Source organism: Allobosea sp. CS1GBMeth4, assembly GCF_900185715.1.
Lineage (GTDB): Bacteria > Pseudomonadota > Alphaproteobacteria > Rhizobiales > Beijerinckiaceae > Allobosea.
Genome location: NZ_FYAS01000018.1, coordinates 71,419 through 96,838, shown reverse-complemented (window position 1 = coordinate 96,838; position 25,420 = coordinate 71,419). Strand labels below are relative to the sequence as shown.

General features: G+C 68.4%; 22 protein-coding genes and 1 pseudogene. 16 read left to right on the top strand and 7 right to left on the bottom strand.

From position 1 onward, the window contains the following. Positions 1-14: 14 nt before the first annotated feature. A pseudogene (locus CS1GBM4_RS11120) lies at positions 15-898 on the top strand (MFS transporter); the annotation flags it as partial. 135 nt (positions 899-1,033) lie between these two features. Here CS1GBM4_RS11120 and CS1GBM4_RS11115 read toward each other — a convergent pair. Then, a complete protein-coding gene (locus tag CS1GBM4_RS11115; protein ID WP_186418813.1) occupies positions 1,034-1,702 on the bottom strand; it encodes a GntR family transcriptional regulator in 669 nt (222 codons plus the stop codon). A gap of 180 nt (positions 1,703-1,882) precedes the next feature. On the opposite strand from CS1GBM4_RS11115, the gene CS1GBM4_RS11110 reads away from it, so the two are divergent. Genes CS1GBM4_RS11110 through CS1GBM4_RS11090 form a run of 5 tightly spaced genes read left to right on the top strand, consistent with a single transcriptional unit; the run spans position 1,883 to position 7,410 of the window. Beyond that, positions 1,883-2,932: an amidohydrolase family protein gene (locus tag CS1GBM4_RS11110; protein ID WP_186418785.1), complete on the top strand. Its 1,050-nt coding sequence runs from the start codon at positions 1,883-1,885 to the stop codon at positions 2,930-2,932. A 1-nt stretch (position 2,933) separates the two neighbouring features. Next, positions 2,934-3,851 carry a VOC family protein gene (locus CS1GBM4_RS11105; protein WP_186418784.1) on the top strand — a complete coding sequence of 306 codons (918 nt, stop codon included), beginning with the start codon at positions 2,934-2,936 and terminating at the stop codon, positions 3,849-3,851. A gap of 25 nt (positions 3,852-3,876) precedes the next feature. Beyond that, entirely contained in the window at positions 3,877-5,520 is a 1,644-nt protein-coding gene (locus CS1GBM4_RS11100; RefSeq protein WP_186418783.1) for a bifunctional 3-(3-hydroxy-phenyl)propionate/3-hydroxycinnamic acid hydroxylase, read from the top strand. A 14-nt stretch (positions 5,521-5,534) separates the two neighbouring features. Next, positions 5,535-6,383, top strand: coding sequence for a fumarylacetoacetate hydrolase family protein (locus tag CS1GBM4_RS11095; protein WP_186418782.1), 849 nt, complete (start codon positions 5,535-5,537; stop codon positions 6,381-6,383). 49 nt (positions 6,384-6,432) lie between these two features. After that, on the top strand, positions 6,433-7,410 hold the full coding sequence (locus CS1GBM4_RS11090; protein ID WP_186418781.1) for a tripartite tricarboxylate transporter substrate-binding protein: 978 nt from the start codon (positions 6,433-6,435) through the stop codon (positions 7,408-7,410). 362 nt (positions 7,411-7,772) lie between these two features. Here CS1GBM4_RS11090 and CS1GBM4_RS11085 read toward each other — a convergent pair whose 3' ends face one another. The 6 genes from CS1GBM4_RS11085 to mdlC form a co-directional block, all read right to left on the bottom strand. Further along, entirely contained in the window at positions 7,773-8,834 is a 1,062-nt protein-coding gene (locus tag CS1GBM4_RS11085; RefSeq protein WP_186418780.1) for a TRAP transporter substrate-binding protein, read from the bottom strand. 43 nt (positions 8,835-8,877) lie between these two features. Next, positions 8,878-10,212 carry a TRAP transporter large permease gene (locus CS1GBM4_RS11080; protein WP_186418779.1) on the bottom strand — a complete coding sequence of 445 codons (1,335 nt, stop codon included), beginning with the start codon at positions 10,210-10,212 and terminating at the stop codon, positions 8,878-8,880. Further along, positions 10,209-10,715, bottom strand: coding sequence for a TRAP transporter small permease (locus tag CS1GBM4_RS11075; RefSeq protein WP_210201573.1), 507 nt, complete (start codon positions 10,713-10,715; stop codon positions 10,209-10,211). Before CS1GBM4_RS11075 ends, CS1GBM4_RS11080 begins: the two co-directional genes overlap by 4 nt. Positions 10,716-10,808: 93 nt before the next feature. Beyond that, positions 10,809-10,955, bottom strand: coding sequence for a ketopantoate reductase C-terminal domain-containing protein (locus tag CS1GBM4_RS11070; RefSeq protein WP_210201572.1), 147 nt, complete (start codon positions 10,953-10,955; stop codon positions 10,809-10,811). An 86-nt stretch (positions 10,956-11,041) separates the two neighbouring features. Continuing rightward, the gene (locus tag CS1GBM4_RS11065) at positions 11,042-12,502 is read right to left on the bottom strand and encodes an aldehyde dehydrogenase (RefSeq protein WP_186418776.1); all 1,461 of its coding nucleotides are present in this window, start codon (positions 12,500-12,502) and stop codon (positions 11,042-11,044) included. A gap of 17 nt (positions 12,503-12,519) precedes the next feature. Then, entirely contained in the window at positions 12,520-14,133 is a 1,614-nt protein-coding gene (mdlC, locus tag CS1GBM4_RS11060; protein ID WP_186418775.1) for a benzoylformate decarboxylase, read from the bottom strand. A gap of 55 nt (positions 14,134-14,188) precedes the next feature. Here mdlC and CS1GBM4_RS11055 point away from each other — a divergent pair, with 55 nt between their 5' ends. The 10 genes from CS1GBM4_RS11055 to CS1GBM4_RS11010 all read left to right on the top strand — a co-directional run bounded on the left by CS1GBM4_RS11055 (position 14,189) and on the right by CS1GBM4_RS11010 (position 25,280). Continuing rightward, entirely contained in the window at positions 14,189-15,160 is a 972-nt protein-coding gene (locus CS1GBM4_RS11055; protein ID WP_186418774.1) for a LysR family transcriptional regulator, read from the top strand. 466 nt (positions 15,161-15,626) lie between these two features. Further along, positions 15,627-16,532 carry a LysR family transcriptional regulator gene (locus CS1GBM4_RS11050; RefSeq protein WP_186418773.1) on the top strand — a complete coding sequence of 302 codons (906 nt, stop codon included), beginning with the start codon at positions 15,627-15,629 and terminating at the stop codon, positions 16,530-16,532. 186 nt (positions 16,533-16,718) lie between these two features. Next, positions 16,719-17,909, top strand: coding sequence for a M24 family metallopeptidase (locus CS1GBM4_RS11045; protein WP_186418772.1), 1,191 nt, complete (start codon positions 16,719-16,721; stop codon positions 17,907-17,909). 45 nt (positions 17,910-17,954) lie between these two features. Then, positions 17,955-18,992, top strand: a complete 1,038-nt coding sequence (locus CS1GBM4_RS11040; RefSeq protein ID WP_186418771.1) for a TRAP transporter substrate-binding protein — start codon at positions 17,955-17,957, stop codon at positions 18,990-18,992. A gap of 62 nt (positions 18,993-19,054) precedes the next feature. Beyond that, a complete protein-coding gene (locus tag CS1GBM4_RS11035) occupies positions 19,055-19,675 on the top strand; it encodes a TRAP transporter small permease (protein ID WP_186418770.1) in 621 nt (206 codons plus the stop codon). Then, positions 19,672-20,955 carry a TRAP transporter large permease gene (locus CS1GBM4_RS11030; RefSeq protein ID WP_186418769.1) on the top strand — a complete coding sequence of 428 codons (1,284 nt, stop codon included), beginning with the start codon at positions 19,672-19,674 and terminating at the stop codon, positions 20,953-20,955. Before CS1GBM4_RS11035 ends, CS1GBM4_RS11030 begins: the two co-directional genes overlap by 4 nt. A 44-nt stretch (positions 20,956-20,999) precedes the next feature. Next, on the top strand, positions 21,000-21,686 hold the full coding sequence (locus CS1GBM4_RS11025) for a DUF2848 domain-containing protein (protein ID WP_186418768.1): 687 nt from the start codon (positions 21,000-21,002) through the stop codon (positions 21,684-21,686). Between the two features lie 2 nt (positions 21,687-21,688). Next, entirely contained in the window at positions 21,689-23,044 is a 1,356-nt protein-coding gene (locus CS1GBM4_RS11020; RefSeq protein ID WP_186418767.1) for an amidase, read from the top strand. 4 nt (positions 23,045-23,048) lie between these two features. Continuing rightward, entirely contained in the window at positions 23,049-23,843 is a 795-nt protein-coding gene (locus CS1GBM4_RS11015) for a putative hydro-lyase (protein WP_186418766.1), read from the top strand. Positions 23,844-24,164: 321 nt separating this feature from the next. Then, the gene (locus CS1GBM4_RS11010) at positions 24,165-25,280 is read left to right on the top strand and encodes a linear amide C-N hydrolase (protein ID WP_244607170.1); all 1,116 of its coding nucleotides are present in this window, start codon (positions 24,165-24,167) and stop codon (positions 25,278-25,280) included. Positions 25,281-25,420 lie beyond the last annotated feature (140 nt).

The following is a 25,420-nucleotide window of genomic DNA, read 5'->3' as shown; positions in this document are numbered from 1 at the left end:
CAGGACGTTCACGCGACGAGCCGCGCATCCTCTGGCTGACATTGATCGGCACCCCCGCGCTGTTGACCTCCTCGTCCAGCAGGCGATGGCGAAGGGCCGTGGCCTCATCGACTTCAGCCTGTTCGGCGCGAACGACTTCACCTTTGCCTTCATCGTCAGCTTCGTCGCCGGCGCCGCCCTCTCCGGCAGCGCCTTCGTGATCCCGGCCTTCGCCACCTCAGTCCTCGCCTTCACCGCGGGCGAGGCTGGTGAACTCCTGCAGCCGAGCGGCGCGCCCTTCATCGCCACGCTCCTCCTCGTCGCCCTGCTCGTCCAGTTCCGACATCTGCCGCCCTTCGCCACCGTCCCCTTCGGCATCCTGATCCTGATGGGCGGGGTGTGGCTGCTCTCCGGCTCGAACAACGAGAGCGGCGCCGATGACATGATGGCGGGCGTGCTGCTGCGCGGCCTCGGCCTCGGCTTCCTGTTCCGTTCGATCACGCTGATCACTTTCGGCCAGCTCGACGCGCGCCGGCTCGCCGGCGGGATCGGCCTCTTCAATACCGGTCGCCAGCTCGGCGGCCTGATCGGGATCGCGACCCTCCAGACGCTGATCGACCACCACACCATCGCCAATCTCGCGGCCCTCGGCGCCAATGTTGCCGCCGGAAAGCCCGCGGTCATCGAGAGGCTCTCCGCCTTGACGGCGATGGTCACCGCGAAAGGGCTGGATGCAGCGGCCGCCAGCCGGGCAGCAGCAAGCCTGCTCGGCCGTGCCGTCACCAATCAATCCGCAGTGATCGCCTTCGACACCGCCTTCAACGCCGTGGCCCTGCTCTTCGTCGTCGCAGCCCCCATCCTCGTCGCTATCAAGATCGCCATCGCTCGACACCTGAGAATGCACGTTGCAGCGGCTTAGGGACGGATTCACCGATCAGCTTGCGGTGCAAGCTGATCGGAACGGGCTCCAGGGGAAGAACGCTCGTTATCAGGCGTCCGCTTTCGGACTGTCGATCAATGCCCGCTTCCGGGGCAGGGCAGCAAGGCATTCACTTCACAGCGACGGATCCTCGAGGATCACGTCCGCCGTCTGCTGGTAGTGCCGCATGAGCAGTTCGACGGCGCGCTCGACGTCCCGATCCAGCACCGCCGTGACGATCGCCTGGTGCTCGTCGGCGACCTTGCGGCTCGGGAAGGCGTGCCGGATCGAGAGACGGCGATAGCGATAGAGCCGGTCCGCCAACTGGTCGCAGAAGCCGATCAGCGGCGCCGAGCCGCACTGGCTGATCAGCGTGCGGTGGAAGATCCGGTGCAGCCGCTCCCAGTCCGGATTGTCCTCGAACTGCTCGGGATTCAGGGATCGGGGCGTGCGGCTGAGCCGGTGATGGGCGACCACCAGTTCCTCCTCCCAGGCTGGCGTCGCCGCTTCCATCGCCTTGCGCAGGGCCAGCGCCTCGAGCCAGCAGCGCGTCATCGTCAATTCGCGCAATTCCGAGCGGCTGACCGGCGCGACCAGGAAGCCGCGCTGCTCGCGCGCCTCGACCAGCCCCTCGGCCGTCAGACGGTTCAGCGCTTCGCGCAGGGGCGTCTGCCCTGCCTGATAGGCCTCCATCAGGAAGCGCATCTGCAGCTTCTGCCCCGGCTTCAGCCGCCCGGACAACAAATCCTCCCGCAGCTTGTCATAAAGGTCCAGCGTGCGGGTCGAGGAAGCGGGCGCGTTCATGCGGAGCGATTGGACCTCGGCTGGATCGGGCTGCGACAGGCCCGGCGCCATCGCGATTCTCCGGCTCGATTTGTACACGCTTCAGCTCCTGCAAATGATTTATAAATTTTATGCTTCACATCCGTAAATTTCGCAATATAAGAGAGCGGAGATAGAAATCTGCAATATGGGGGAACGGCGGTGCCGGCAGCAGCAGTCGAGAAGGGCCGGACGAGGGCCCGCTGCGCCTGCGGCATCGACATTCACGCGCATGTCGTGCCGGCGACGTTTCCCGCCTATCTTCGTGGCGCGCGCCCGGCTGGCTGGCCGTCGACCGCCTCCGCCCATGACTGCCACCGGCATATCGTCATCGACGGCCGCACCTATCGCACCGTCTCGGATCGCTGCTGGGACGTGCTGAAGCGCCTCGCCGATCTCGACGAGATAGGGCTTTCGCTGCAGGCGATCTCGCCGATGCCGGAACTGCTGTCCTACTGGATGGAGGCCGCGCCCGCCGGCGAATTGCTGCGCTATGTCAACGATCAGATCGCGGGCATGGTGGTGGAGGCCGGTGGACGGCTCGTCGGCCTCGGCGCGGTGCCGCTGCAGGACATGGACCTTGCTTTGGCGGAGCTCTCCCGGCTGATGCGGCAGCCCGGCTTCGCCGGCGTCGAGCTCGGCAGCAATGTCAACGGCAGGCCGATCGGCGCGCCCGATTTCGATCCGTTCTTCGAGGCGGCCGAGGAGCTCGGCGCGGCGGTCTTCGTCCATGCCGTGCGTCCCTGCGGCCAGGACCGGCTGGTCGGCCCGGCGCAGTTGCAGCAGGTACTGGCCTATCCCGGCGATGTCGGGCTCGCCGCAGCCTCGGTGATCACCTCGAACCTGATGCTGCGCCGGCCGAAGCTGCGGATCGCCTTCAGCCATGGCGGCGGCACGCTCGGCCTGCTGCTGCCGCGACTGGAGGAAGGCCGGCGTGTCTTCCCGGCGCTGCGGGAGAGCATCGCGCTCTCGCCGACCGAGCAGGCCCGGCGCCTGTTCTACGACGCGCTGGTCTATGACGAGCCGACGCTGAGGCATCTGACCGGCCTGTTCGGCGAGACGCAAGTCATGATCGGCACGGATTATCCGTTCAATTTCCACGAGCGGAACCCGGTCGGCCGCATCGAAGCGGCCTTCGCCGACGAGCGCCTGCGTCAGCGGCTGCTCGCCGGGAACGCCGCGACCTTCCTCGGGCGCAAGGGCGAGGCCTGACATGACCCATTTCCCCGTCACCGGCCTGCGCAGCGTCGCCATCGGCACGCCGGACCTCGCGCTCTCCGAGCGCTTCTACACGCGGGTCTGGGGCCTGTCCGTCGCCGCCCGGCAGGACGGCGTCGTCTATCTGCGCGCGAGCGGCGCCGATCACCATGTCCTCGCCCTCCATTCCAGCGACAGCCCGGCGATCCTGTCCGTGACCTTCCGGACCGGCGCCTCCGAGGACCTCGGCGCGCTCGCCACACGCGCGGTCGGCCATGGCGCCACGCTGCTGGCGCCCCCCTCCGCCAACCCCGAGCCGGATGGCGGGACGGTGATGGCGATCCGCGAGCCGCAGGGCGGCGTCTTCCGCTTCGTCCAGGGCGACCGGCTCCACGCCGATGCCCGGGAAGAGCGCGACCGGCCGCTGCGGCTGGCGCATGTCAACCTCAACAGCGCAGATGTCGACGCGGAGACGGCGTTCTACGAGCGGGCGCTGGGCTTCGTCCTGACCGACCGTTCGAAGCTGATGGCTTTCCTGCGCTGCAACAGCGACCACCACGCCGTGGTGCTCGCCGAGGCCAGGGCGAACGGGCTCAACCACATCGCCTTCCTGCTGCCCGACTGGGAATCGGTGATGCGGGCTTCCGGCCGTCTCGTGGACGCCGGCTATCCGATCGCCTGGGGCGTCGGCCGGCACGGGCCGGGCGACAATGTCTTTGCCTATTTCATCGATCCGGTCGGCTTCGTCGTCGAGTTCACCGCCGAGGTGCTGCAGGTCGACGACAGCTATCGGATGCGCGGGCCGGAGGAGTGGATCTGGCCGCCGGGCCGGACCGACCATTGGGGCATCGCGCCGCCCAAGGCCGACCACGTCAAGTCGGCGCAGACCGCGATCGTCTACCGCTCCCCGGCGACCCCGCCGGTCACTCCCTGATCAGCCGAACGGCAGGACGTCTCCCTTGAACGCACCAAGCTCCCCATCCGGGAACGACTACCAGGTTGCCGTCATCGGCTTCGGCCCGAGCGGCGCGGTCGCTGCGAGCCTGCTCGGGCAGCACGGCATCAGCAGCCTCGTCATCGACCGCCAGCGCGCGGTCTACGACAAGCCGCGCGCCATCGCGATCGATCACGAGATCATGCGGCTCCTCGACAATCTCGGCGTCGCCGACGAGGTCCTGCCTCATGTGGCGCCCTTTCCGGCCTCCGAGCATTTCGGCGCCGACGGCCAGCTCATCCGCCGCATCGACATGGTGCCGGAGCCCTATCCGCTCGGCTACACGCCGACCATGGTCTTCACCCAGCCGCCGGTGGAGGCCGCCCTGCGCGAGCATGCACAGCGCTATCGGAGCATCGAGATCTCGCTCGGCACCGAGCTCGTCGGTTTCGAGCAGACGCCGACCGGCGTCATGCTGATCCTGGCAGGCGACGACGGCACGCGCCGGACGGTGAGTGCCGACTATGTGATCGCCTGCGACGGCGCTTCCAGCGGGGTACGCGAACGGCTCGGCATCCGGCTCGCCGACCTCGTCTTCGACGAGCCCTGGCTGGTCGTCGACGTGCTGGTGAACGCGGATGCCGCCGGCAAGCTGCCGCAGAGCGCGGCGCAATACTGCGACCCGCGCCGCCCGACCACCTTCATCATCGGGCCCGGCAATCATCGCCGCTGGGAGATCATGCTCTTGCCGGGCGAGGACCCGCAGGAAGCCCAGAAGCCCGAGCAGGTCTGGAAGCTGCTCGCTCCCTGGCTGACGCCGGAAGACGCGACGCTCTGGCGCGCCGCGAGCTATCGCTTCCACGCCCTGGTCGCCGAGCGCTGGCGCGACGGCCGCGTCTTCATCGCCGGCGACGCAGCGCATCAGCAGCCGCCCTTCATCGGCCAGGGCATGTGCCAGGGCGTGCGCGACGTCGCCAACCTGATCTGGAAGCTGGCACGGGTACTCGGCGGCCTCTCGGACGAGAGCTTGCTCGACAGCTACGAGGCCGAGCGCAGCCGCCATGTCCGCGAGCTCACCACGCGGATCAAGGCGATCGGCCAGGTGATCTGCGAGCGCGACCCGGCAGCCGCCCGCGCGCGCGATGCCCGCATCCTCGCCGAAGGCGGCGGCCGTCCGCGCACGATCACGCGCCAGGAGATCGTCCCGCCGCTCGTCACCGGCCTGCTGACCGCCCGCGACGACGCGGCGAAGGGCACGCTCTTCCCGCAGCCCTGGGTGAAGACGCCGGCGGGGCATGGCCGGCTCGACGCGGTCGCCGGCGCCGGGCTGCGGCTCGTTCTCGAGCCGACGCTGGCCGACAAGCTGCCGCCGGCGCTCGTGCGGCAGGCGCGCGCGCTCGGCTTACACCTGATCGCCGTGTCCAGCAGCAGCGGATCGCCCGCCGGCGCGCCTGGAATCGATATCGCTGTCGTCGAGCGCGACGGCGTGCTCGCCGACTGGTTCGCCAGGCATGGCTGCCGCGCCGCGCTCGTCAGGCCGGACCATTACGTCTTCGGCACGGCCGCCGGCGCAGCGGGACTCGCTGTCCTGATCGACGAGCTGCGAGCCGCTCTCGCCACGGGCGCGGCCGCTTGCCACCAGACCCAGCCCATCTGCTCGACCCCGTAAGAGGACCTCACCCGATGCGTTTCGCGACCTTCCAGATCAACGGCACCCCAAGCTGGGGGCTGGTCGAAGGCGACCAGATCGCCGATCTCGGCGTAGCCCTGCGCGGCCGCTATCCCGACCTGAAATCGGCCATCGCTGCCGATGCTCTCCGCGAGGTCGCGACCGCGGCGGCCGGCGCCCCGCGCCATCGGCTCTCGGCGATCACCTGGCTGCCGGTGCTGCCGAACCCCGACAAGATCCTCTGCGTCGGCCTGAACTACGAGATGCACCGCAAGGAGACCGGCCGCGCCGAGGTCGAGAACCCGACCATCTTCGCCCGCTTCGCCAATTCGCAGATCGGCCATGGCGCCGACATCGTCAGGCCGCGCCTCTCGCACGAGCTCGACTTCGAGGGCGAGCTCGCCGTGATCATCGGCAAGCCCGGCCGCCATATCGCCCGCGCCGACGCCTTCGGCCATGTCGCCGGCTATGCCTGCTACAATGACGGCAGCGTCCGCGACTTCCAGCGCCACACCCACCAGTTCACGCCGGGCAAGAACTTTCCCGGCACCGGCGCCTTCGGCCCCTGGATGATGACGCCGGACGAGCTCGGCGCGCTCGACGGCCTCAGGTTGCAGACGCGGGTCAACGGCCAGGTCGTGCAGGACGCGACCTTCGACCAGATGATCTTCGATGTGCCGCGGATCATCGAATACTGCTCGGCCTTCACGCGGCTCGAGCCCGGCGACGTGATCGCCACGGGCACGCCGGGCGGCGTCGGCGCCAAGCGCACCCCGCCGCTCTGGCTCAAGCCCGGCGACAGCGTCGAGGTCGAGATCGACCGGCTCGGCACGCTGCGCAACGGCGTCGCCGACGAGACCTGACCGTCCACCGCAAGCCCAACCCCCAACGATAACGATCCCGGAGGAAACGATGCTCAAGCCCAGATGGTTGCTCCTCTCGGCCGCCGTCGCATTGGCGGCGGCGACGCCGGCGCCTGCCCAGAGCTGGCCGCAGCGCCCGATCGCCCTGGTGGTGCCGCAGGCGGCGGGCAACAGCCCCGACATCCTGGCGCGCGTCATCGCCGACAAGCTCTCGCGCAGCCTCGGCCAGCAGGTCTATGTCGAGAACCGGACCGGCGCCGCCAACATCGTCGGGACCCAGGCCGTCGCCCGGGCGACGCCCGACGGCTACACTTTCCTGTTCGCCACCTCGGCCTCGCTCTCGACCAATCCGCACACCTTCAAGAAGCTGCCCTACGACCCGCTGAAGGATTTCGCGCCGGTGGCACTGGTCGCGCGCAGCCACCATGTCCTGCTCGTCGACCCGAAGCTGCCGATCAACTCACTCGCCGATCTGATCGCCCAGGAGAAGGTGAAGCCGAGCGCGATCAGCCTCGCGGTCGACAGCGAGCGCAACATCTCCGGGCTGATCGGCCAGACCATCAACCGGCGCGCCGGCATCGGCATGGTGCTCGTCCCCTATGCCTCCGCCGCGAACTCGATCCAGGACACGATCGCCGGCCGCGTCCAGGCGACGATCCAGTCCGCCTCCGTCGCCGAGCCCTTCATCAAGGAAGGCACGCTGCGCCCGATCGCGGTCGCCGGCACGCGGCGCCTCAAATCGCTCCCGAAGGTGCCGGCGATCGCCGAATCGCTGCCGAGCGCCGATATCGGCGGCTGGTTCATGGTCATGGCGCCGGCCGGCACCTCGCCCGAGATCATCGAGAGGTTGAGCCAGAAGATCGCCGAAGCGCAGCAGCAGCCCGATGTTCGCGAGCGCGCGCCGTCGCTCGGCTTCGACGTCGATGTCGGCGCCCTCGCCACCCCGGCCGGCGCCGCCGCCTTTCTCGGCAAGGAGATCGCGAGCATGGGCGCGCTGATCAAGGAGTTCGGGATCGAGCCGCAATAGCGATCAAACACCCGACCACGCGGACCGCTTGCACGGCCGCAAGACGAAGGGCTTTGCAGATGTCCGCGGCCGCCCGTCTCAGAAGCCACCTTTCGCACACGATCGACAATCTCGCGCGCATCCGCCCGCTGCTGTCGCCCTGAGCAACGGCAGCGCTGCGCTTTCGGCGGATGCATGATTGCATTTATTGGTTCTGGGCTGCTGATCCGGCCAGGTCTCTCGGCAGCGGCAGAGCCGAATGCCGGCGGCTCAAAACCGAGAGCTGGACGATGGCGCGGAGACAGGTGTTCTCACCCACTCCCGCCGACACGTCCATCGCCGGCGCCGATGACCGGCCGCCGGCTGTCTTCAGGCAGCCCCGCTCACTTGCCGTATTGCCGGATCAGCGCGCGGGCGTCGGCGAGCAGCTTCTTGCCGTCAGCACCTCTCGCTCCGACCTCCTTGACCCAGTCCTCCTCGACCGAGGCGGTCGCCTCCACCCAGCGCTTGTACTCGTCCTGCGGCAGGTCATAGAACACGCCGCCGAGATCGGCCGCCTGCTTCTTGAAGGGCTCGACCACCGCGTCGAAGCCGGTCTCGCCGGCCCAGGCCGAGGTCTCCGGCCCGCTATTGGCGTCGATCACCTTCTTCAGATCGGCCGGCAAGGCGTCATATTTCGCCTGGTTCATCCCGAACAGGAAGATCGTGTTCGAGATGCGTGGCGCGCCGGCCGGCACGTTGAGATGGTATTTGGCGATCTCGGCGAGCTTGATCGCCGGCGAGCCTTCCCACGGCACCGCCGCGCCGTCGACGACGCCCTTGGCGAGCGATTCCGGCACGGCTGGCAGCGGCATCTGCACCGGGGTCGCGCCGAGTGCCGCGAGCATCTTCGAATTGGCGCGGGTCGCGGCCCGGATCTTCAGCCCCTTCATGTCGGCAAGCGTCTTCGGCTGCTTGCTGGTGAAGTGGAAAAGCGCGCCGTCATGAACGTGCATGAACACCCGCTTCACGCCCTTGAACTCGTCCTCAGCGTTCTTCTCGACATAGTCCCAGAAGGCGCGGCTGCCGGCCTTGGCCGTCACCACCATCCAGGGCAGTTCGAAGACCTCGGACTTGGCGAAGCGGCCGGCGGCATAGGTCGGCACGGTCCAGATCGCGTCGACCACGCCGTCGCGCACCTGGTCGAAGAGCTGCGCCGGCGTGCCGCCGAGCTGCATCGCGGGGTAAATCTGGCATTTCAGCTTGTCACCGGACTCCCTGGCGATCTTGTCGCACCAGGGCTGGATCAGCTTGACCTGCGCGCTCGAGGTCGAGGGCAGGAAATGGTGGACGCGCAGGATGACCTGCTGCGCCGCCGCCTGCGAGATGCCGGCGAAACTCGCCAGCCCGCCGAGGACGAGACCGGCGCAGAGCCGGTTGAGGATCGATGTCTGCTGCTTGTTCATGCTGCACCTCCCTGTGCGTTTGCTTGTGGTTGAGTGAACCGCCTCACAGCGCGCCGAATGTCTTGACCAGGACGAGCGAGATCGCGGGGAAGGCGACGAGGAGGACGATGCGGACGAGGTCCGAGGCCAGAAAGGGCATCACGCCCTTGAAGGTCTCGACCAGCGGCACGTCCTTGGCGAGGCGGTTGATGATGTAGACGTTCATCCCGACCGGCGGATGCACCAGGCCGATCTCGACCACCATCAGCGCCAGGATGCCGAACCAGATCGACTTGTCCTCGACCGACATGCCGTAGAAGTCGAGCCCGATCATCATCGGATAGAAGATCGGGATCGTCAGCAGGATCATCGCCAGCGAGTCCATGACGCAGCCGAGCAGGATGTAGATCAGCAGGATCATCGCCAGCACGAAGAGCGGGGCGAGGCCGCTGTCCTTGACCCAGGCCGCGAGCTCGGTCGGCATCTGCGACAAGGCGAGCGCCGTGTTCAGCATGTCGGCGCCGAGCAGGACGAGCAGGATCATCGCCGTCGCCTGCGCCGTGCCGAGCGCGCTGTCGATCAGGCCACGCATGCGCATGCCGCCGCTGATCACGGCGATCGCGCCGCAGGCCGCGGCCCCGATCGCCGCCGCCTCGGTCGGCGTCGCCCAGCCGCCATAGATGCCGACGATGACCAGGACGAAGACGAGGATCACGGGCAGCACCCCGGCGAGCACTTTGAGCCGCTCCGGCCAGGGCGCGCGCGGGCCGGCCGGCCCGGCCTTCGGATTGCGCCTGACGATCAGCTGCACCACGAACATGTAGCCGAGCATCGCGATCAGCCCGGGCAGGACGGCGGCCATGAACAGCTTGCCGATCGATTCCTGCGTCAGGATCGCATAGATCACCAGCGGCACGGAGGGCGGGATCATGATGCCGAGCGTGCCGCCGGCTGCGAGCGCGCCGGTGGCGAGGCTGCCCGAATAGCGATAGCGGCGCAGCTCCGGCAGGGCGACCTGGCCCATCGTCGCCGCGGTCGCGAGCGAGGAGCCGCAGATCGCGCCGAAGCCGGCGCAGGCGCCGATCGCCGCCATGGCGACGCCGCCGCGGCGATGGCCGATGAAGGCGCTGACGCAGCGGAACAGGCTCGCCGACAGGCCACCATGGGTGGCGAACTGACCCATCAGCAGGAAGAGCGGGATGACCGTCAGGTCGTAGTTCGACAGGCGGGCATAAGGGATGGATTTCAGGATATTGAGCCAGGGCGCCCAGTTGCCGCCCATCAGGTAGACATAGCCGCCGGAGCCGGCGACGAACATCGCGATGCCGATCGGCACGCGAAAGGCCATCAGCGTCAGCAGGCAGGCGAAGATGGTGAAGCCGACCGAGATCCCGCTCACCGACGGGTCTCCCGACGATGCGTCGCTTCCCGCGCATGGCACGCCGCCATGTAGAAGCCGGCCAGCGCCAGCATCGCAAAGCCCGGGACCATGGCGATCTGCGCCCACCAGACGGGGATGTCGAGGATCGCCGAGGCCTCGCCCGCTTCCTGCGTGCCGATCGCGCCGACATAAACGCGCCAGGTCAGCACCGTCCCGACCAGCCCGACCAGCAGCGAGCCGAAGGCGTCGAGCGCATGGTTGATCCGGGGTGGGGCCGCGGCCGTGAAGAAATCGACCTTCACGTCGCCATGGTTGAGATGGCAATAGGCGAAGAAGGCGGCGGCAGCGGCAGCGGCGGTCATCTGCAGGAGCTCGACATCGCCGGGAACCGGCGCGGAGAACAGCTTGCGGCCGACGATCGAGACGATCGACATCGCGACGAGGCCGACGAAGAGCAAACCTCCGGCGATCGCCAGAACCTTCGCTACCGCCAGCAGCACGCGCCCGGACGGTCCGAACATGATCGGATCGTTTGCCGGCGCACCCGGCACGGGTTCCTGCATAGGCCCTTCTCCCCTCATTCCTGCCGCCGCGAGTTTTCCCGCGTGCGGTCCTCAGGCGGCGTGCTCCGCCAGCTTTACCGATGTGTAGAGCGTCTCGGTTCGTGGAACCGCGATGCGGTGCCGTTCGGCGGCACGCATGACCGCGCCGTTCAGCGTCTCGATCTCGGTCGGGCGGTTTGCCTGCAGGTCCTGCGGCATGACCCACCTCCGCCAGGAGCCCGCCGAACAGCGAGCCATCGCGCCTGCGCCGGGGATCGAGATCCGGATCACACCCATCTGCACGCCTAGAACGGGTAGTGCCGCGGCGCGGTCTGCAGCGTCAGCCAGCGCAATTCGGTAAAGGCCGCGATGCCGGCGCGCCCGCCGAAGCGGCCATAGCCGCTGTCCTTGACGCCGCCGAACGGCATCTGCGCCTCGTCATGCACGGTCGGACCGTTGACATGGCAGATGCCGGACTCGATCCGGGCCGCGACGCGCCAGCCGCGCGCCGTGTCGCGGGTGAAGACGGCGGCCGAGAGCCCATAGGGATTGTCGTTGGCGCAGGCGATCGCCGCCTCCTCGCCGTCGACGCGGACGATCGCCTTGACCGGGCCGAAGCTCTCCTCGGCATAGATCCGCATCGCCGGGATGACATGGTCGAGCAGCGTCGCCGGGAACAAGGTCGTCTCGGACTTGCCGCCGCAGACCAAGGTCGCGCCCTTGGCGAGCGCGTCGTCGATCAGGGCGTTGCAGCGCTCGACCGCCTTCCTATCGACGACGGAGCCGAGCACCACCGGTCCCTTGCGGGGATCACCGAGGGCCAGGCTCGCTGCCTTGGCGGCGAGCCTGGCGACGAAGTCGTCGGCAACGCGGCTGTCGACCACGATGCGCTCGGTCGACATGCAGATCTGGCCGGAATTGGCGAAGGCGCCGAAGGCGATGCCGGCGACCGCCGCGTCGAGATCGGCATCGTCGAGGACGAGCGCCGGCGCCTTGCCGCCGAGCTCGAGCACGACCGGCTTCAGATGCTCGGCGCAGAGCTTGGCGATGATCCGGCCGACATGGGTCGAGCCGGTGAAGTTGACCCGCCTGATCGCGGGATGGGCCACCATCGCCGCCACGACGTCGGCGGCGTCCTCCGGCGCATTGGTGACGAAGTTGACGACGCCCTCCGGCAGCCCCGCTTCCTGCAGCGCCGCGATGATCAGCCCATGCGTGCGCGGACAGAGCTCGGAGCCCTTCAGCACGACGGTGTTGCCGCAGGCGAGCGGCACCGCGACGGCGCGCGTGGCGAGGATGACCGGCGCGTTCCACGGCGCCATGCCGAGCACGACGCCGGCCGGCTGGCGCACCGCCATGGCGAGGCTGCCCGCGACATTGGAGGGGATGACCTCGCCGCTGATCTGCGTCGTCAGCGCGGCGGCCTCGATCAGCATGTCGGCGGCGAGATGGACGTTGAAGCCGGCCCAGATGGCGGAAGCGCCGATCTCGGCCGACATCGCGGCAGTGAAGTCGGCGGCGCGGGCTTCCAGCGCATGCGCGCCCTTGACCAGCAATTCGCGGCGCTTGGCCGGCGGCGTCTGCGACCAGGCCGGGAAGGCGCGGGCAGCCGCATCGACGGCTGCGCGGGCATCGTCCGGCGTCGCCGCGGCGGCGCGGCTGGCGACAGAGCCGTCGAGCGGATTGCGGCGCTCGAAGACGCGTCCGCCGGTCGCGGCGGCCGCTTGGCCGCCGATCAGGAGATTGATGGTCTCGGTGCTGGTCATCTCTCGGTCCTCGAAGCTCAGGCGATCACGACGTCGATCAGGTTCGGGCCGGGCGCGGCGAAGGCGGCGCGCAGGCGCGGGGCGAGATCCTCGGGGCGCTCGACCCGCTCGCCCGGCACGCCCTGACCACCGGCCAGTTGCGTGAAGTGGATGCCCGGCAGCTCGGTCCCGGCCGGCTTGTCGTTCGGCGCGTAGCCGAAAACCGGCGCGAAATCCTGCAGCGCCGCATAACGGCGATTGTTGAGGATCAGGAAGGTCATCGGTAGGTCGAGCTGCGCGGCGCTGTAGAGCGCCTGGATCGAATAGAGGCTGGAGCCGTCGCCGATCAGCGCGATCACCCGGCCCGGCAGCTTCAGGCGCCGGCGGGCGAGCGCGATGCCCACTGCCGCGGGCATGCTGTGGCCGAGCCCGCCGCTCGCCATGGTGTAGAAGCTGTCGGCTCCGTTCATCGGCAGATAGGTCTGGATGGTCGAGCGGGTGCTCGGCGCCTCCTCGACCACGACGTCGTCGGCATGACGCTCCCGATCGATCACCGAGAGCGCGTAGGCGGCCGACATCGGCACGCCCGGCGATGGTGCAGGCGGGGCGGGACGGGACCGCGCCGCCTCGCGCCCGGCCTGGGGGACGCTCGCGGCGAGCAGCGCCCGCACGCCGAGATCGAGGCTGGCCACGACGCTGTCGCCGACCGGCGCCCAGGCGGCCTGCTGCGGATCGTCGACGATCTGCGCGAGCCCGGCGCCTTCAGGGACATGCGGGCCGTTGCCCTCGACATGATAGGTGAAGGCCGGCGCGCCCAGCACGAGAATGAAGTCGTGGGGGCTGAGGCGTTCGACGATCGTCTCGCGCATCGCCGGCAGGAAGCCGCAGAACTGCGGGTGGCGTTCGGGGAAACCGCAGCGCGCGCTCATCGGCGGGACATAGACCGAAGCCTGATGGCGCTCGGCGAGTGCGACGACATCGTCGACGGCTTGGTCGCGGGCGACGCCCGCGCCGACGACGAAGGCCGGCCGCTTGCTGGCATTGAGACGCTCGGCGATAGCCGCCATCGCCTCCGGCGCCGGCGCCAGCGCCTGGCTGACGCGGCGCGGCAGGACGAACTCGCCCGGCTGGTCCCAGTCATCCGCCGGGATCGAGATGAAGACCGGGCCGCGCGGCGGCTGCATGGCGATGTGGTAGGCCCGCGCCAGCGCCCGGGGCAGGTCGGCGCCGCGCGCCGGCTCGATCGCCCATTTGACGTAGGGCTTCGGCAGCTCGGTCGCCTGCACCGAGGCCAGGAAGGGGTCGAAGGGCAGGATCGGGCGCGCCTGCTGGCCGGCGGTGATCAGGAGCGGCGTCTGGTTCTTGAACGCCGTGAAGATGTTGCCCATGGCATGGCCGACGCCGGCGGCCGAGTGCAGGTTGACCAGGGCCGCATTGCGCGTCGCCTGGGCATAGCCATCGGCCATGCCGACGACGACCGCTTCCTGCAGGCCGAGCACGTAGCGGAAGTCCTCGGGGTACTCACGGAACATCGGCAGTTCGGTCGAGCCGGGATTGCCGAAGACGGTGTCGATCCCAAGCTGGCGCAGCAGGTCGAGCACGGCCTCGCGGACGCTCGGGCGGGCGGAGGATGATGGGCTGTCGGCTGGCATGAGCGTCCCTCGGATCGAAGGCACTGTGACGACGCGCCTGCCATTGCTCAATTAGATGAAGCGACTAAGTATTATTCGCATGGCGAATATCGATTCGATCGACCTCAACCTGCTGAGGCTGTTCGATGCGGTCTACCGCACCCGCAATGTCAGCCGTGCGGCCGAGGAGCTCGGCCTCTCGCAGCCGGCGACGAGCCAGGCCCTGACCCGCCTGCGCCTGCTGTTGCGCGATCCGCTGTTCGAGCGCGTCACCGGCGGTGTGCGGCCGACCGCCCGTTCCGAGCGGCTCGCGCGTTCGGTCCAGGCCGGCCTCGCCCTGCTCGAAGCGGGCCTGAACGAGGGAGAGAGCTTCGATCCCGCCACCACGGACGCGGAGTTGCGCCTGCATCTCAGCGATATCGGCGAAGGCCGCTTCCTGCCGCCGCTGATGACGACCTTCCGTGAGATCGCACCACACCTGCGGATTACCGCACGAGCCTGGCCGCATGAGGCGATCTCGGAGGCGCTGGACAATGGCCAGCTGCATTTCGCGCTCGGCTATCTTCCGACGGTCAGCGGCACTGCTCATGCGGAAATGCTGAGCGATCGCTACCAGGTCTTCGTGCGCGCCGACCATCCGGTCACACAGCAGGCCCTCGGCGGTGCCTTGAGCGCCGATGACATCGCGAAGCTGGATTTCGTCGCCGTGCGCTCACATGCTCAGACGCAGCGCATGCTGGAGATGCTGCATCTCGACCCGCGCATCCGCCTGGTCGTCTCCAGCTTCACGGCGCTGCCGCCAATCATCCGCGCCACCGACCTCGCCGTGCTGATGCCGCGTCAGATCGGCCTTGGTCTGGAGCCGGTCGGCGCCTTCGCCTTGCTCGAGCCGGCTTTGCCGCAGCGCGATTTCAGCGTCGCGCTGCACTGGAGCCGCCGCCACGCGCAGAACGCCATGCTGCGCTGGGCACGCGAGCTCATCCTGAACCTGTTTCGTGACGCCGATCAGCCTAACGCAGCATCGGCAAAAGACGGCCAGTTGCGCTGATTCCGGCAAGACGAGGGGCGGACGTCAGACGGCGTGCCGTGCGATCGCGCGCCACGGAGCAGCCTTCAGAACCGCCGGCGGCTACCAGACCGAGCGTGCGCTGGTCGTCCGACGAGGCCGCATCAGAAGCCGGAGCAATGAAGCGGAGTCGGCGGAATCCGAATGCCCGGTTCCGGGCAAGCACCGAAAGTCGCTCATGGCGGATTGTGTTGAAAAAGTACGGCGGGTCCGAAAACCAAGCGGGACTGGTGTTCTCAAGACCCGACGGAGCGCCAGAGAGGACGATCGGGTTCTCGATGTTTCATCGCGGCCGGTGGCCGCGCGAGCGGGTCAACGTCGCCGATTCGCCATGAGCCATCCGGGGACGAGGCCTCGACGGCTTCCTGCCTTCGGGCGGCGGCGGCCCGCTCCGCGCCGCAGCCGGCTTTTTGTTGGTTCCAGCCCGGATTCCCCGCATCATCGCGCCATGATCGACCTGCGCAATATCGAGACCTTCTTCTGGGCGGCTGCGCTCGGCAGCCTGCGGGCCGCCTCGGAGAAGCTCGGCACGACCCAGCCCGCGATCTCGCACCGGATCGCCTCGCTGGAGGCGGCGCTCGGCGTGCGCCTGTTCGAGCGCGCTGCGCGTGGCGTCAAGCTCACCGCCAAGGGCCAGGAGCTGCTCGCCCATGCCGAACGGATGATGCAGGCGCGCCGCGACATGATGCGGGCCGCCCGCGACCAGAGCACGATGAGCGGCACATTGCGCATCGGGGTCGCCGAGACCATCGTCCAGACTTGGCTGCCCAGGCTGATCGAGGAGGTCCATGTCGCCTATCCGGCGCTCGTCCTCGAGATCGAGGTGGACAGCACCCATGTGCTGCAATCCCATTTGATGGCGCGCCAGATCGATCTCGCTTTCCTGCTCGGCCCGGTGCTCGAAGCGCGGGTGGAGAACCTGCCGCTCTGCACCTATCCGCTCGCCTGGGTCGTCAAGCCTGGCGCCGGGCTCGGCCCCGGCCCGGTCACGCTCGCCCGCATCGCCGGGCTGCCGATCATCACCTATCCGTCCAACAGCTCGCCCTACCGGCAGGTCCGCGACATGCTGATGCGCGCCGGCATCCCGACGCCACGCATGTATGGCAGCGCCTCGCTCTCGATGGTGGTGCGGATGGTGCTCGACGGCATCGGCACGGCCGTGATCACGCCGGTCTTCCTCGGCCGCGAACTCGAGCGCGGCGAGTTGCAGATCGTCGAAGTCGAAGCCGATCCTTTGCCCGATCTCAGCTTCACCGCGAGCTGGATCGACGGGCCCGACAGTCATCCCTCCCGCGTCATCGCACGCATGGCGCAGGCGGTCGCAAGGCAGGACGCTGCCGGCGCGGGCAGGTGATAAATCCGGCTTATACCTAGGTTCCAAACATACGATTGGACAGCAACGCCCCCGATGCCCTGCAATACCGATGCATAGACGGCTTCAAAGCCGCGGCAGAGGGGTCGCCTTGAAGGTTGCAGACATCGTCATTTCGGAGCGCCTTGTCCCGGGCGCTGCCGTCGTCGTCCGGTCTGACATGCAATGATGGTCAGGGCGCCGAGCGACACCACGGACCTGCTCGCGGAGCGGCGAGACGCCCTGCTGCATCTCGCGCGCGATCACGGCGCGGAATGCGCTGCCGTCTTTGGCTTCGGCAGCGCCCTTGGCGCCGGCAGCGCCTCGCATGGTGCCCTGCGTTTCTTCAGCGGCTGGGACGGGCATGAGAGCCTGTCGCTGCTGATCATCACCAGCGATTCCGCGTATCTCCTGGTCGGCAGCCCATTCATGCTGCCGCTGGCGCGTGAATTGCGGCCGGATCTCGCTGCCGAGCATGTTCCGCCGCTCGACTGGGGCAAGGTGTTCGCGGCGCGGATGCACGGCACCTGCGTCGCGACGGTCGGTTTCGGGGAATTGCCCCGGCAGGTCGACGCCGGGCTGACGGCAGACGGCTTTGCCGCCGGCCCGTCGCTCGACGACGCCGCAGCGCGGTTGCGGCTGGTCAAGGATGCAGCCGCCCTGAGCCGGCATCGCGACGCGGCCGCGTTGTGCGACCTGCTCTTCGGCCGGCTCGGTGCGGAGCTGGCGCGGCGACGCCCGGCCTGGGAGATTCAGCTCGATCTCGAAACCGAGGCGCGCAGGCAGGGCGCCGATTATTGCCGGACCTGGCTGACCATCGCGCCGGCGGCGGACTATCCGCGCTACTGGCCGGCGGAGGCCCGGCGGGTACCCGAACATGGCGATCAGGTCCTGTTCGGCGTCGCGCTCACCGCCGACGGTCATTGGGGGCATGGCATTCGGATGGGCAGCATCGGGCCGCAGAAGGCCGAGCATCGCGAACTCGCCGGCCATGCCGGCGCCATGCTGGAGGCAGGCCTGTCGGCGCTGCGCCCGGGCCTGCCGCTGGCGGGCGCCGAGCGGGCCATGGAGGCCGTGTTGGCCGAGCGTGTCGATGGTTCCGAGCGCCAGCGCATGCGGCGCTTCCGCAACGGGCACGGCCTCGGCTTCTCCTATGAGGAGCCGCTGACCACCGCAGTCTTCCGCCAGCATTTCGATCCCGGCGCACCGCCTGCTGCAGCTTCCGATCTCGTATTGGCGCCCGGCATGCTGTTCGAGCTGCACCCGAACCTGTTCGTGCCCGGCCTGGGCGGCGCGGCGCTCGGCGAGATGGTCCTCGTCACGCCGGAGGGCCCCGAATGCCTGCTCCACCATCCTCGCGCCTGCCGGTCCTGGGACTAGGGCGCAAGGCATCTCACCACCACCAACCACAACGACGGGATAACGATGAAAGCTCTCATTCTCGCCACCGGCCTGCTGGCGGCGACCGCCGCCTCCGCGCAGGATCTGCCGAAGACGAATCTCAAGGTCGTGGGAGGGCTGAGCAACCTCACCGCCTATCAGGACTATGAGCAGCCGTTCTGGACCAAGACGATCCCCGAGAAGTCGAAGGGCCAGGTCACGGCCGAGATCAAGGGCTTCAACGAGATGGGGCTGAAGGGGCCGGAGCTGCTGCGGCTGATGTCGCAGGGCGTGATCGAGTTCGGCACCGCCACCTTGTCCTATTTCGCCAGCGACAACCCGATCAACGAGGCGATCGACCTGGCCGGCCTCGCGCCGGACGCGAAGGCGGCGCGCACCATCACCGACGCGTTCGAGCCGGTCTATGCGAAGTTCTACGGCGAGGGCTCGAAGGTCCGCCTGCTCGGCATCTCGCCCTATCCGGCGCAGGTGCTGTTCTGCAATGCCGAGATCAAGGGCCTCGCCGATCTCAAGGGCAAGAAGGTCCGCACCTCCAGCCGCACCCAGGCCGAATTCGTCGAGGCTTTCGGCGGCTCGAGCGTGACGATGGCCTTCGGCGAGGTCGTCCCGGCCTTGCAGAACAAGGTCGTCGACTGCGCCATCACCGGCTCGCTGTCCGGCTATTCGGCCAAATGGTACGAGGTCTCGACCCATCTGCTGGCGCTGCCGATCAACTGGAACCAGCAGATCCATGCGGTCAACGAGGCCGCCTGGAACAAGATCGACCCGAAGGTCCGCGAGTTCCTGGCGAGCAACATCAAGACCCTGGTCGGCCAGATCTGGGACGCCGCCGCGCAGCAGACCCAGCAGGGCTATGACTGCAACACCGGCGCCGCCACCTGCACCCTGCCGGTGAAGGGCAAAATGCAGCTCGTCGTCCCGACCGACGCCGACAAGGCGCTGCTCAAGACCGTGCTGCAGGAGAAGGTGCTGCCGAAATGGGCGGCCCGCTGCTCGGCCGACTGCGTCGCCGGCTTCAACGCCACGGTCGGCAAGGAACTCGGCCTGACCGCCAAGAAGTAAGCGCCGGAACCGGAGGCCGGCGCGTGCCGGCCTCCTCCCCTTCTCCCGGAAGCCGAGGAACCATGACAAGCCCGCCCCCGCCCAACGCTCTGGCGGCGCTGCTGCGCCATGCGGAAACCCTGTCGCGTGTCGCCGTCTGGTGCGCCGGGGCTCTGACCATCGCCAGCGTCCTGCTGATCTCGTTCGACGTGCTCGCTCGCAAGTTCCTCGGCTTCACCACCCGTGGGGCGGACGAATTGTCGAGCTACGCCTTCGCCGTCAGCACGAGCTGGTCGCTCGCCTATGCGACCCTGCAGCGCGCCAATGTCCGTGTCGACGTGCTCTACCAGTACTTTCCCGTGCGGCTCGCCGCCGTCTTCGACTGGGTCTCGCTGGTCGCGCTCGGCACCTTCATGGCGATGCTGACCTATTACGCCTATGACGTGGTCGGCGCCTCGCTCGCCCAGAGCTCGCGGGCCAACACGCCGCTGGCGACGCCGCTCGCGATCCCGCAGGGGCTGTGGTTCGCCGGCCTGCTCTTCATGTGCGTCATCCTCGCCCTGATGCTTCTGCGCGCCTCGATCGCGCTGGTGACCGGCGACGTCGCGACCGTGAAGGCGATCGCCGGCGTGCGCTCGACACAGGAAGAGGCCGAGGAGGAAGCCGCCGCCGGCGAGCGCATGGTCAAGGGAGAGGCGGTATGATCGCCACGACACTCATCCTCCTGCTCGTCCTGATCGGCCTGTCGATCCCGGTCGGCGCCGCCCTCGGCGTGCTCGGCCTGGTCCTCGACCCGCTCTATTCGATGCTGCCGCTGACGCGCGGTATCGGCGAGCTCGCCTGGAGCACCAACAACGAGTTCCTGCTCGTCGCCATCCCGCTCTTCATCCTGCTCGGCGAGATCCTGTTGCGCTCCGGCTTCGCCGAACGGATGTACGGCGCGATGAGCCTGTGGCTGTCCTGGCTGCCGGGCGGGCTGATGCACGCCAATATCGGCGCCTCGGCCCTGTTCGCGGCGACATCCGGATCGAGCGTGGCGACAGCCGCGACGGTCGGCACGGTCGCGCTGCCGCAGATCAAGCGCTACGGCTACAACGAGCCGCTCTTCCTCGGCAGCCTCGCGGCCGGCGGCACGCTCGGCATCCTGATCCCGCCCTCGATCAACCTCGTGCTCTACGGGGTGCTGACCAATTCCTCGGTGCCGAAGCTCTACCTCGCCGGCATCATTCCGGGCCTGCTGCTCGCCGGCCTGTTCATGCTCACGGTCATCATCGGCTGTGTCGTGAAGCCGGAATGGGGCGGACGCCGGATCGCCGCGAGCTGGGGCGAGCGCCTCGCCAGCCTGGCGCATCTGGCGCCGCCGCTCGGCATCTTCCTGCTCGTCGTGGGCTCGATCTATGCCGGCCTCGCCACGCCCACGGAGGCTGCCGCGCTCGGCGTCACCGGCGCGATGGCGCTCGCGGCCTGGTCGCGCCGCCTGACGCTGCCGATGCTGCGCGAGGCGGTCGAGGGCACGATGAAGGCGACCGCGATGATCATGCTGATCATCATCGCCGCCGCCTTCCTCAACTTCGTGATGGCCGCGACCGGGATCACCGACGCGATCACCAATTCGATCAGGGGGCTCGGCCTCTCGCCGGCGCAGATGCTGGTCGTGATCGTGGTGTTCTACCTGATCCTCGGCTGCTTCATGGAGACGCTCTCGATGATGATCACCACGATTCCGATCGTGGCGCCGATCATGATCGGGCTCGGCTACGATCCGATTTGGCTCGGCATCCTGATCATCGTCCTCGTCGAGGCCGCGCTGATCACCCCGCCGGTCGGGCTCAACCTCTTCGTGGTCCAGAGCCTGCGCAAGAGCGGCTCGATGAACGCCGTGATCATGGGCAGCATGCCCTATGTCGCGGCGATGGCAGTGCTGCTGCTGCTGCTCGCACTCGTTCCCGACCTCGCACTCTTTCTCCCCCGCGTCTTCGAATAGGCGCGGCGCATCGCCTCTCCCAATCCCCTAATCTGCAGGATGTCATGGAACTGAATTTCGTCGTCGAGGGCGACGCCGCCACGCGCGCCCTCAAGGTCGATCTCACCGAGCTAGTCGTCGCCGGCTGGGCCGGGCGCGACCGTGCCGCGATCGAACATCATATCGAGGAGCTCGCCGCCATCGGCGTGCCGCGTCCGAGCACCGTGCCGCTCTACTACCGCGTCGCCGCGAGCCTGGCGACGCAAGCCGACCGCATCCAGGTGCTCGGGACCGAGAGCTCCGGCGAGGTCGAGACCTTCGTCTTCAGCGCCGGCGGGGAGATGTATGTCAGCCTCGCCTCCGACCACACCGACCGCAAGCTCGAGACGATCGGCGTCGCGATCTCCAAGCAGATCTGCGCCAAGCCGCTGGCGCGCAAGGCCTGGCGCTTCGCCGAGGTCGCCGGGCACTGGGACGAGATGATCGTCCGCTCCCATATCGAGGAGAACGGGGCGCGGGTGCTCTACCAGGAGGGCAAGCTGTCCAGCCTGCGCCCGCCGCTCGAGCTCGTCGCCGGCTTCACCGACGGCGCGGCGCTCCTGCCCGATGGAACCGGCATGATCTGCGGCACGGTCGGTGCGATCGGCGGCATCCGGCCGGCTCCGTCCTTCGCCATGGAGCTGTTCGACCCGGTGCTCGGCCGCAGCATCGAGCATGTCTACCGAATCGTGTCGTTGCCGGAAGTCGCCTGACCATGAGCCGGACGCTGACCGAACTGCAGGAGGCTCTCGCCACGGGGAGCGCTACCTCCATCGCCCTGACCGAGGACGCCCTGGCGGGCGCGCAAGCGAGCAACGGGGAAGGCGCCCGCGTCTTCACCAGACTCTATGCCGAGCGCGCGCTCAAGGCGGCACGGGCGTCCGATGCCCTGCGGCAGGCCGGCTTTCCGCGCTCGCCGATCGAAGGCCTGCCGATCTCGATCAAGGACCTGTTCGACGTCGCCGGCGACATCACCATGGCCGGCAGCGTCGCTCTCGACGATGCACCGCCGGCCCGAGCCAATTCGCCGGTGGTCGAGCGCCTCATCGCCGCCGGCGCGGTTATCGTCGGCCGCACCAACATGACCGAGTTCGCCTTCTCGGGTCTCGGACTCAATCCGCATTACGGCACGCCGCTGAACCCGTTCGACCGCGCCGCCAAGCGGATTCCGGGCGGCTCGTCCTCGGGTGCGGCGGTCTCGGTCAGCGATGGCATGGCGGCGGCCGCGGTCGGCACGGATACCGGCGGCTCGGTCCGGATTCCCGCCGCTCTGTGCGGCCTCACCGGCTTCAAGCCGACCGCACGGCGCGTCCCGCGCGACGGGGTCCTGCCGCTCTCGACCAGCCTCGATTCGGTCGGGCCGATCGGGCGCAGCGTCGCCTGTTGCGCCATGCTCGACGCCGTCCTCTCCGGAACCGGCGAGAACCTGCTCGGCGACGCCAGCCTCGCCGGCTTGCGGCTCGCAGTGCCGACGACCGTCGCGCTCGACGGCATGGACACGGCGGTCGCGGCCAGCTTCGAGGCCGCGCTCGCCACATTGTCGCGGGCCGGAGCACGGATCAGCGAGATCGCCGTACCGGAATTCGCGCAGCTCGGCGCGATCAACGTCAAGGGCGGCCTGGCGGCGGCGGAAGCCTGGCACTGGCATCGCGAGCTGATCCAGCGGGCCGGCGAACGCTACGACCCGCGCGTGCGGGTGCGGATCCTGCGCGGTCGGGAGATGTCGGCGGCCGATTATATCGACGTGCTGGCGGCGCGCGCCGCCTGGGTCGCCGCGGTCGAGTGGCGGATCGCGCCCTTCGACGCCCTGGTCATGCCGACCGTGCCGGTCGTCGCGCCGCGCATCGACGAATTGGCCGACGACGCCGTCTTCGGCGCCACCAACCTGCTGATCCTGCGCAATCCGACCTTCATCAACTTCCTCGACGGCTGCGCGCTGAGCCTGCCCTGCCATCGTCGCGGCGAGGCTCCGGTGGGGCTGATGATCGCCGGCGCCGGTGGCCGCGATCGCGCGATCCTGTCGATCGGGCAGGCGGTGGAACAGGCGCTGCGCGCCGCGAAGCGGAACTGAGGCCATGGAAGACAACACGCCCTTGCGCGACCCCTATGCGGCGCGCCTGGCTGCTCGTTCGGGGGCGCTCGATGCACCTACCGCGAATGTCGCGCCCGGCTTCGTCCAGGCCAATCTGGCGATCCTGCCGCGCGAGCTCGCCTTCGAGTTCATGCTGTTCTGCCAGCGCAACCCGAAGCCGTGTCCGCTGATCGGCGTGTCCGAGATCGGCGATCCCATGCTGCCGGCGCTCGGGCGCGATCTCGACATCCGCAGCGACCTTCCGCGCTATCGCGTCTGGCGCGACGGCGAGCTGGTGGCGGAGCCGGTCGACATCCACGACTACTGGCGCGACGATCTCGTCAGCTTCCTGATCGGCTGCTCCTTCTCCTTCGAGGAGGCGATGCTCGCCGCCGGGCTGCCGGTGCGCCACATCGAGCTGGGCCGGAACGTGCCGATGTATCGGACATCGATCGCGACGACGCCGGCGGGCCGCTTCTCCGGGCCGCTCGTCGTCTCGATGCGCCCGCTGGCGCCGGCCGATGCGATCCGTGCCGTCCAAGTCACTGGCCGCTTCCCCTCGGTCCATGGCGCGCCTGTCCATCTCGGCGATCCCCAGGCCATCGGCATCCGGGACGTCATGGCGCCCGACTACGGCGATCCCGTCGAGATCAGGCCCGGCGAGATCCCGGTGTTCTGGGCCTGCGGGGTCACGCCCCAGGCGGTGATCGCCAGGACGCGCCCGGGCTTCTGCATTACCCACGCCCCTGGCTACATGCTCGTCACCGATATCCGCAACGGTACGCTCGCGACGGGCTAACCGCTCGCTCAACCGGCAGTCGCGATGCGCCAGTTGCAGCCATCGCGCCGTCGCCCGGAAGCGGACATCCCCAACACTGGTTCTATCCGATGTCTCGCGGCGCCGAGGCCGATTCTCGGCTCGGCCTTGCGCCATGGCGGTTCGCCGCGACAACCGCGGTGACCGAGTTCTCGCGGCGAATTGGCTGTGGGCTCGCGTTTCACAGCAGCCAGGCGCGCAGGCCCACGACGCTCACTCTGATCACGAATTTGGACCGGCCGAGCTGTCGGGCCCGAACCACAATCGTAGCGCCACGGCGGTCCTCACAAATGATTCAGGTCAATGCCCCTCGATGACGGCAGCGGTTTCCTGACGTCGCAATTGGGCGCGCCCGCGCTGCCGCAGGGGGATACTGGTATGCTTCGCCGTTCAGCTTTTATCGTCGCCAGCCTCGCGCTCGGGCTTGCCGCTGCCAGATCCGATGCCTGCACGCGCATCCTCTATGGGAGCGGAGCGGGCAACCAGATCGTCGGCCGCACGCTCGATTGGATGGAGGATACCGGAACTCATCTTTGGGCCTTCCCAAAGGGGATGCAACGCGATGGCGGGATCGACAGCGGATCGATCAAGTGGGCATCCCGCTACGGCTCGGTGGTCGCCTCGATTTACGACATCGGTTCCGTCGACGGGATGAACGAGGTCGGGCTGGTCGGCAACATGCTCTATCTCGCCGAGGCGAACTACGGCACCGAGGCCAAGGTCGGGAAGGCGACCCTGTCGATCGGAGCCTGGCTGCAATATGCGCTGGACAATTACGCGACCGTCGCGGAAGCGGTGAAAGGACTGCAGGCTGAGCCCTTCCGTCTCGTGGCGCCGAAGATGCCGACCGGCGATGCGGCTGGCGCGCATCTCGCGCTGGCCGACGCATCGGGCGACAGTGCCATCTTCGAGTATGTCGACGGCAAGCTCGTGGTCCATCACGGCCGCGACCATACCGTGATGACCAACTCGCCAACCTTCGACAAGCAGCTGACCATCAATAGCTATTGGGACGAGATCGGCGGCGGTGCGATGCTGCCCGGCACCTACCGCGCGGCAGATCGGTTCGTGCGGGCAACCTACAACCTGAAATCGGCGCCCAAAGCGACGGATTCCCGCACGGCGCTCGCCTCCGTGTTCTCGATGACCCGCAACATTTCCGTCCCGCTGGGGATCGCCGATCCTCGACACCCGAACATCGCGACCACCATCTGGCGTACGGTCTCCGACATCACGGCGCGGCGCTACTATTACGAGTCCGTGTTCAGCCCCAGCGTGTTCTGGGTCGATCTGGCGAAGATGAACCTGTCCGCCCAGGGCGCCAAGCCGCGCAAGCTGGACCTGAAAGGCGCGCCGATCCTGTCGGGCGAAGTCTCCGACAAGTTCGCCGAGGCGGCGCCGTTCGCCTGGCTGCACTGAACGTCCTGACCCAGGCGGCTGCTCTCCCGGAAGCGGACGCGCTGAGGGATGCTCGCCCTTGCGGAAGACCATCCCGGCTTCGGCATGGTCGCATGCATGCCGGCCGAGAGCCGGATCCGGTCAAGCCGAATCGATCTGAT

What these genes read in the sequence shown, in the direction of transcription:
- CS1GBM4_RS11035 (WP_186418770.1), top strand. Translation starts at nt 19,055, where the DNA reads ATGACAAGCCCGCCCCCGCCCAACGCTCTGGCGGCGCTGCTGCGCCAT.
- CS1GBM4_RS11095 (WP_186418782.1), top strand. Translation starts at nt 5,535, where the DNA reads ATGCGTTTCGCGACCTTCCAGATCAACGGCACCCCAAGCTGGGGGCTG.
- CS1GBM4_RS11115 (WP_186418813.1), bottom strand. Translation starts at nt 1,702, where the DNA reads ATGAACGCGCCCGCTTCCTCGACCCGCACGCTGGACCTTTATGACAAG.
- CS1GBM4_RS11050 (WP_186418773.1), top strand. Translation starts at nt 15,627, where the DNA reads ATGATCGACCTGCGCAATATCGAGACCTTCTTCTGGGCGGCTGCGCTC.
- CS1GBM4_RS11030 (WP_186418769.1), top strand. Translation starts at nt 19,672, where the DNA reads ATGATCGCCACGACACTCATCCTCCTGCTCGTCCTGATCGGCCTGTCG.
- CS1GBM4_RS11045 (WP_186418772.1), top strand. Translation starts at nt 16,719, where the DNA reads ATGGTCAGGGCGCCGAGCGACACCACGGACCTGCTCGCGGAGCGGCGA.
- CS1GBM4_RS11070 (WP_210201572.1), bottom strand. Translation starts at nt 10,955, where the DNA reads ATGCCGCAGGACCTGCAGGCAAACCGCCCGACCGAGATCGAGACGCTG.
- CS1GBM4_RS11015 (WP_186418766.1), top strand. Translation starts at nt 23,049, where the DNA reads ATGGAAGACAACACGCCCTTGCGCGACCCCTATGCGGCGCGCCTGGCT.
- CS1GBM4_RS11090 (WP_186418781.1), top strand. Translation starts at nt 6,433, where the DNA reads ATGCTCAAGCCCAGATGGTTGCTCCTCTCGGCCGCCGTCGCATTGGCG.
- CS1GBM4_RS11020 (WP_186418767.1), top strand. Translation starts at nt 21,689, where the DNA reads ATGAGCCGGACGCTGACCGAACTGCAGGAGGCTCTCGCCACGGGGAGC.
- CS1GBM4_RS11065 (WP_186418776.1), bottom strand. Translation starts at nt 12,502, where the DNA reads ATGACCAGCACCGAGACCATCAATCTCCTGATCGGCGGCCAAGCGGCC.
- mdlC (WP_186418775.1), bottom strand. Translation starts at nt 14,133, where the DNA reads ATGCCAGCCGACAGCCCATCATCCTCCGCCCGCCCGAGCGTCCGCGAG.
- CS1GBM4_RS11075 (WP_210201573.1), bottom strand. Translation starts at nt 10,715, where the DNA reads ATGTTCGGACCGTCCGGGCGCGTGCTGCTGGCGGTAGCGAAGGTTCTG.
- CS1GBM4_RS11010 (WP_244607170.1), top strand. Translation starts at nt 24,165, where the DNA reads ATGCCCCTCGATGACGGCAGCGGTTTCCTGACGTCGCAATTGGGCGCG.
- CS1GBM4_RS11025 (WP_186418768.1), top strand. Translation starts at nt 21,000, where the DNA reads ATGGAACTGAATTTCGTCGTCGAGGGCGACGCCGCCACGCGCGCCCTC.
- CS1GBM4_RS11055 (WP_186418774.1), top strand. Translation starts at nt 14,189, where the DNA reads ATGAAGCGACTAAGTATTATTCGCATGGCGAATATCGATTCGATCGAC.
- CS1GBM4_RS11040 (WP_186418771.1), top strand. Translation starts at nt 17,955, where the DNA reads ATGAAAGCTCTCATTCTCGCCACCGGCCTGCTGGCGGCGACCGCCGCC.
- CS1GBM4_RS11085 (WP_186418780.1), bottom strand. Translation starts at nt 8,834, where the DNA reads ATGAACAAGCAGCAGACATCGATCCTCAACCGGCTCTGCGCCGGTCTC.
- CS1GBM4_RS11105 (WP_186418784.1), top strand. Translation starts at nt 2,934, where the DNA reads ATGACCCATTTCCCCGTCACCGGCCTGCGCAGCGTCGCCATCGGCACG.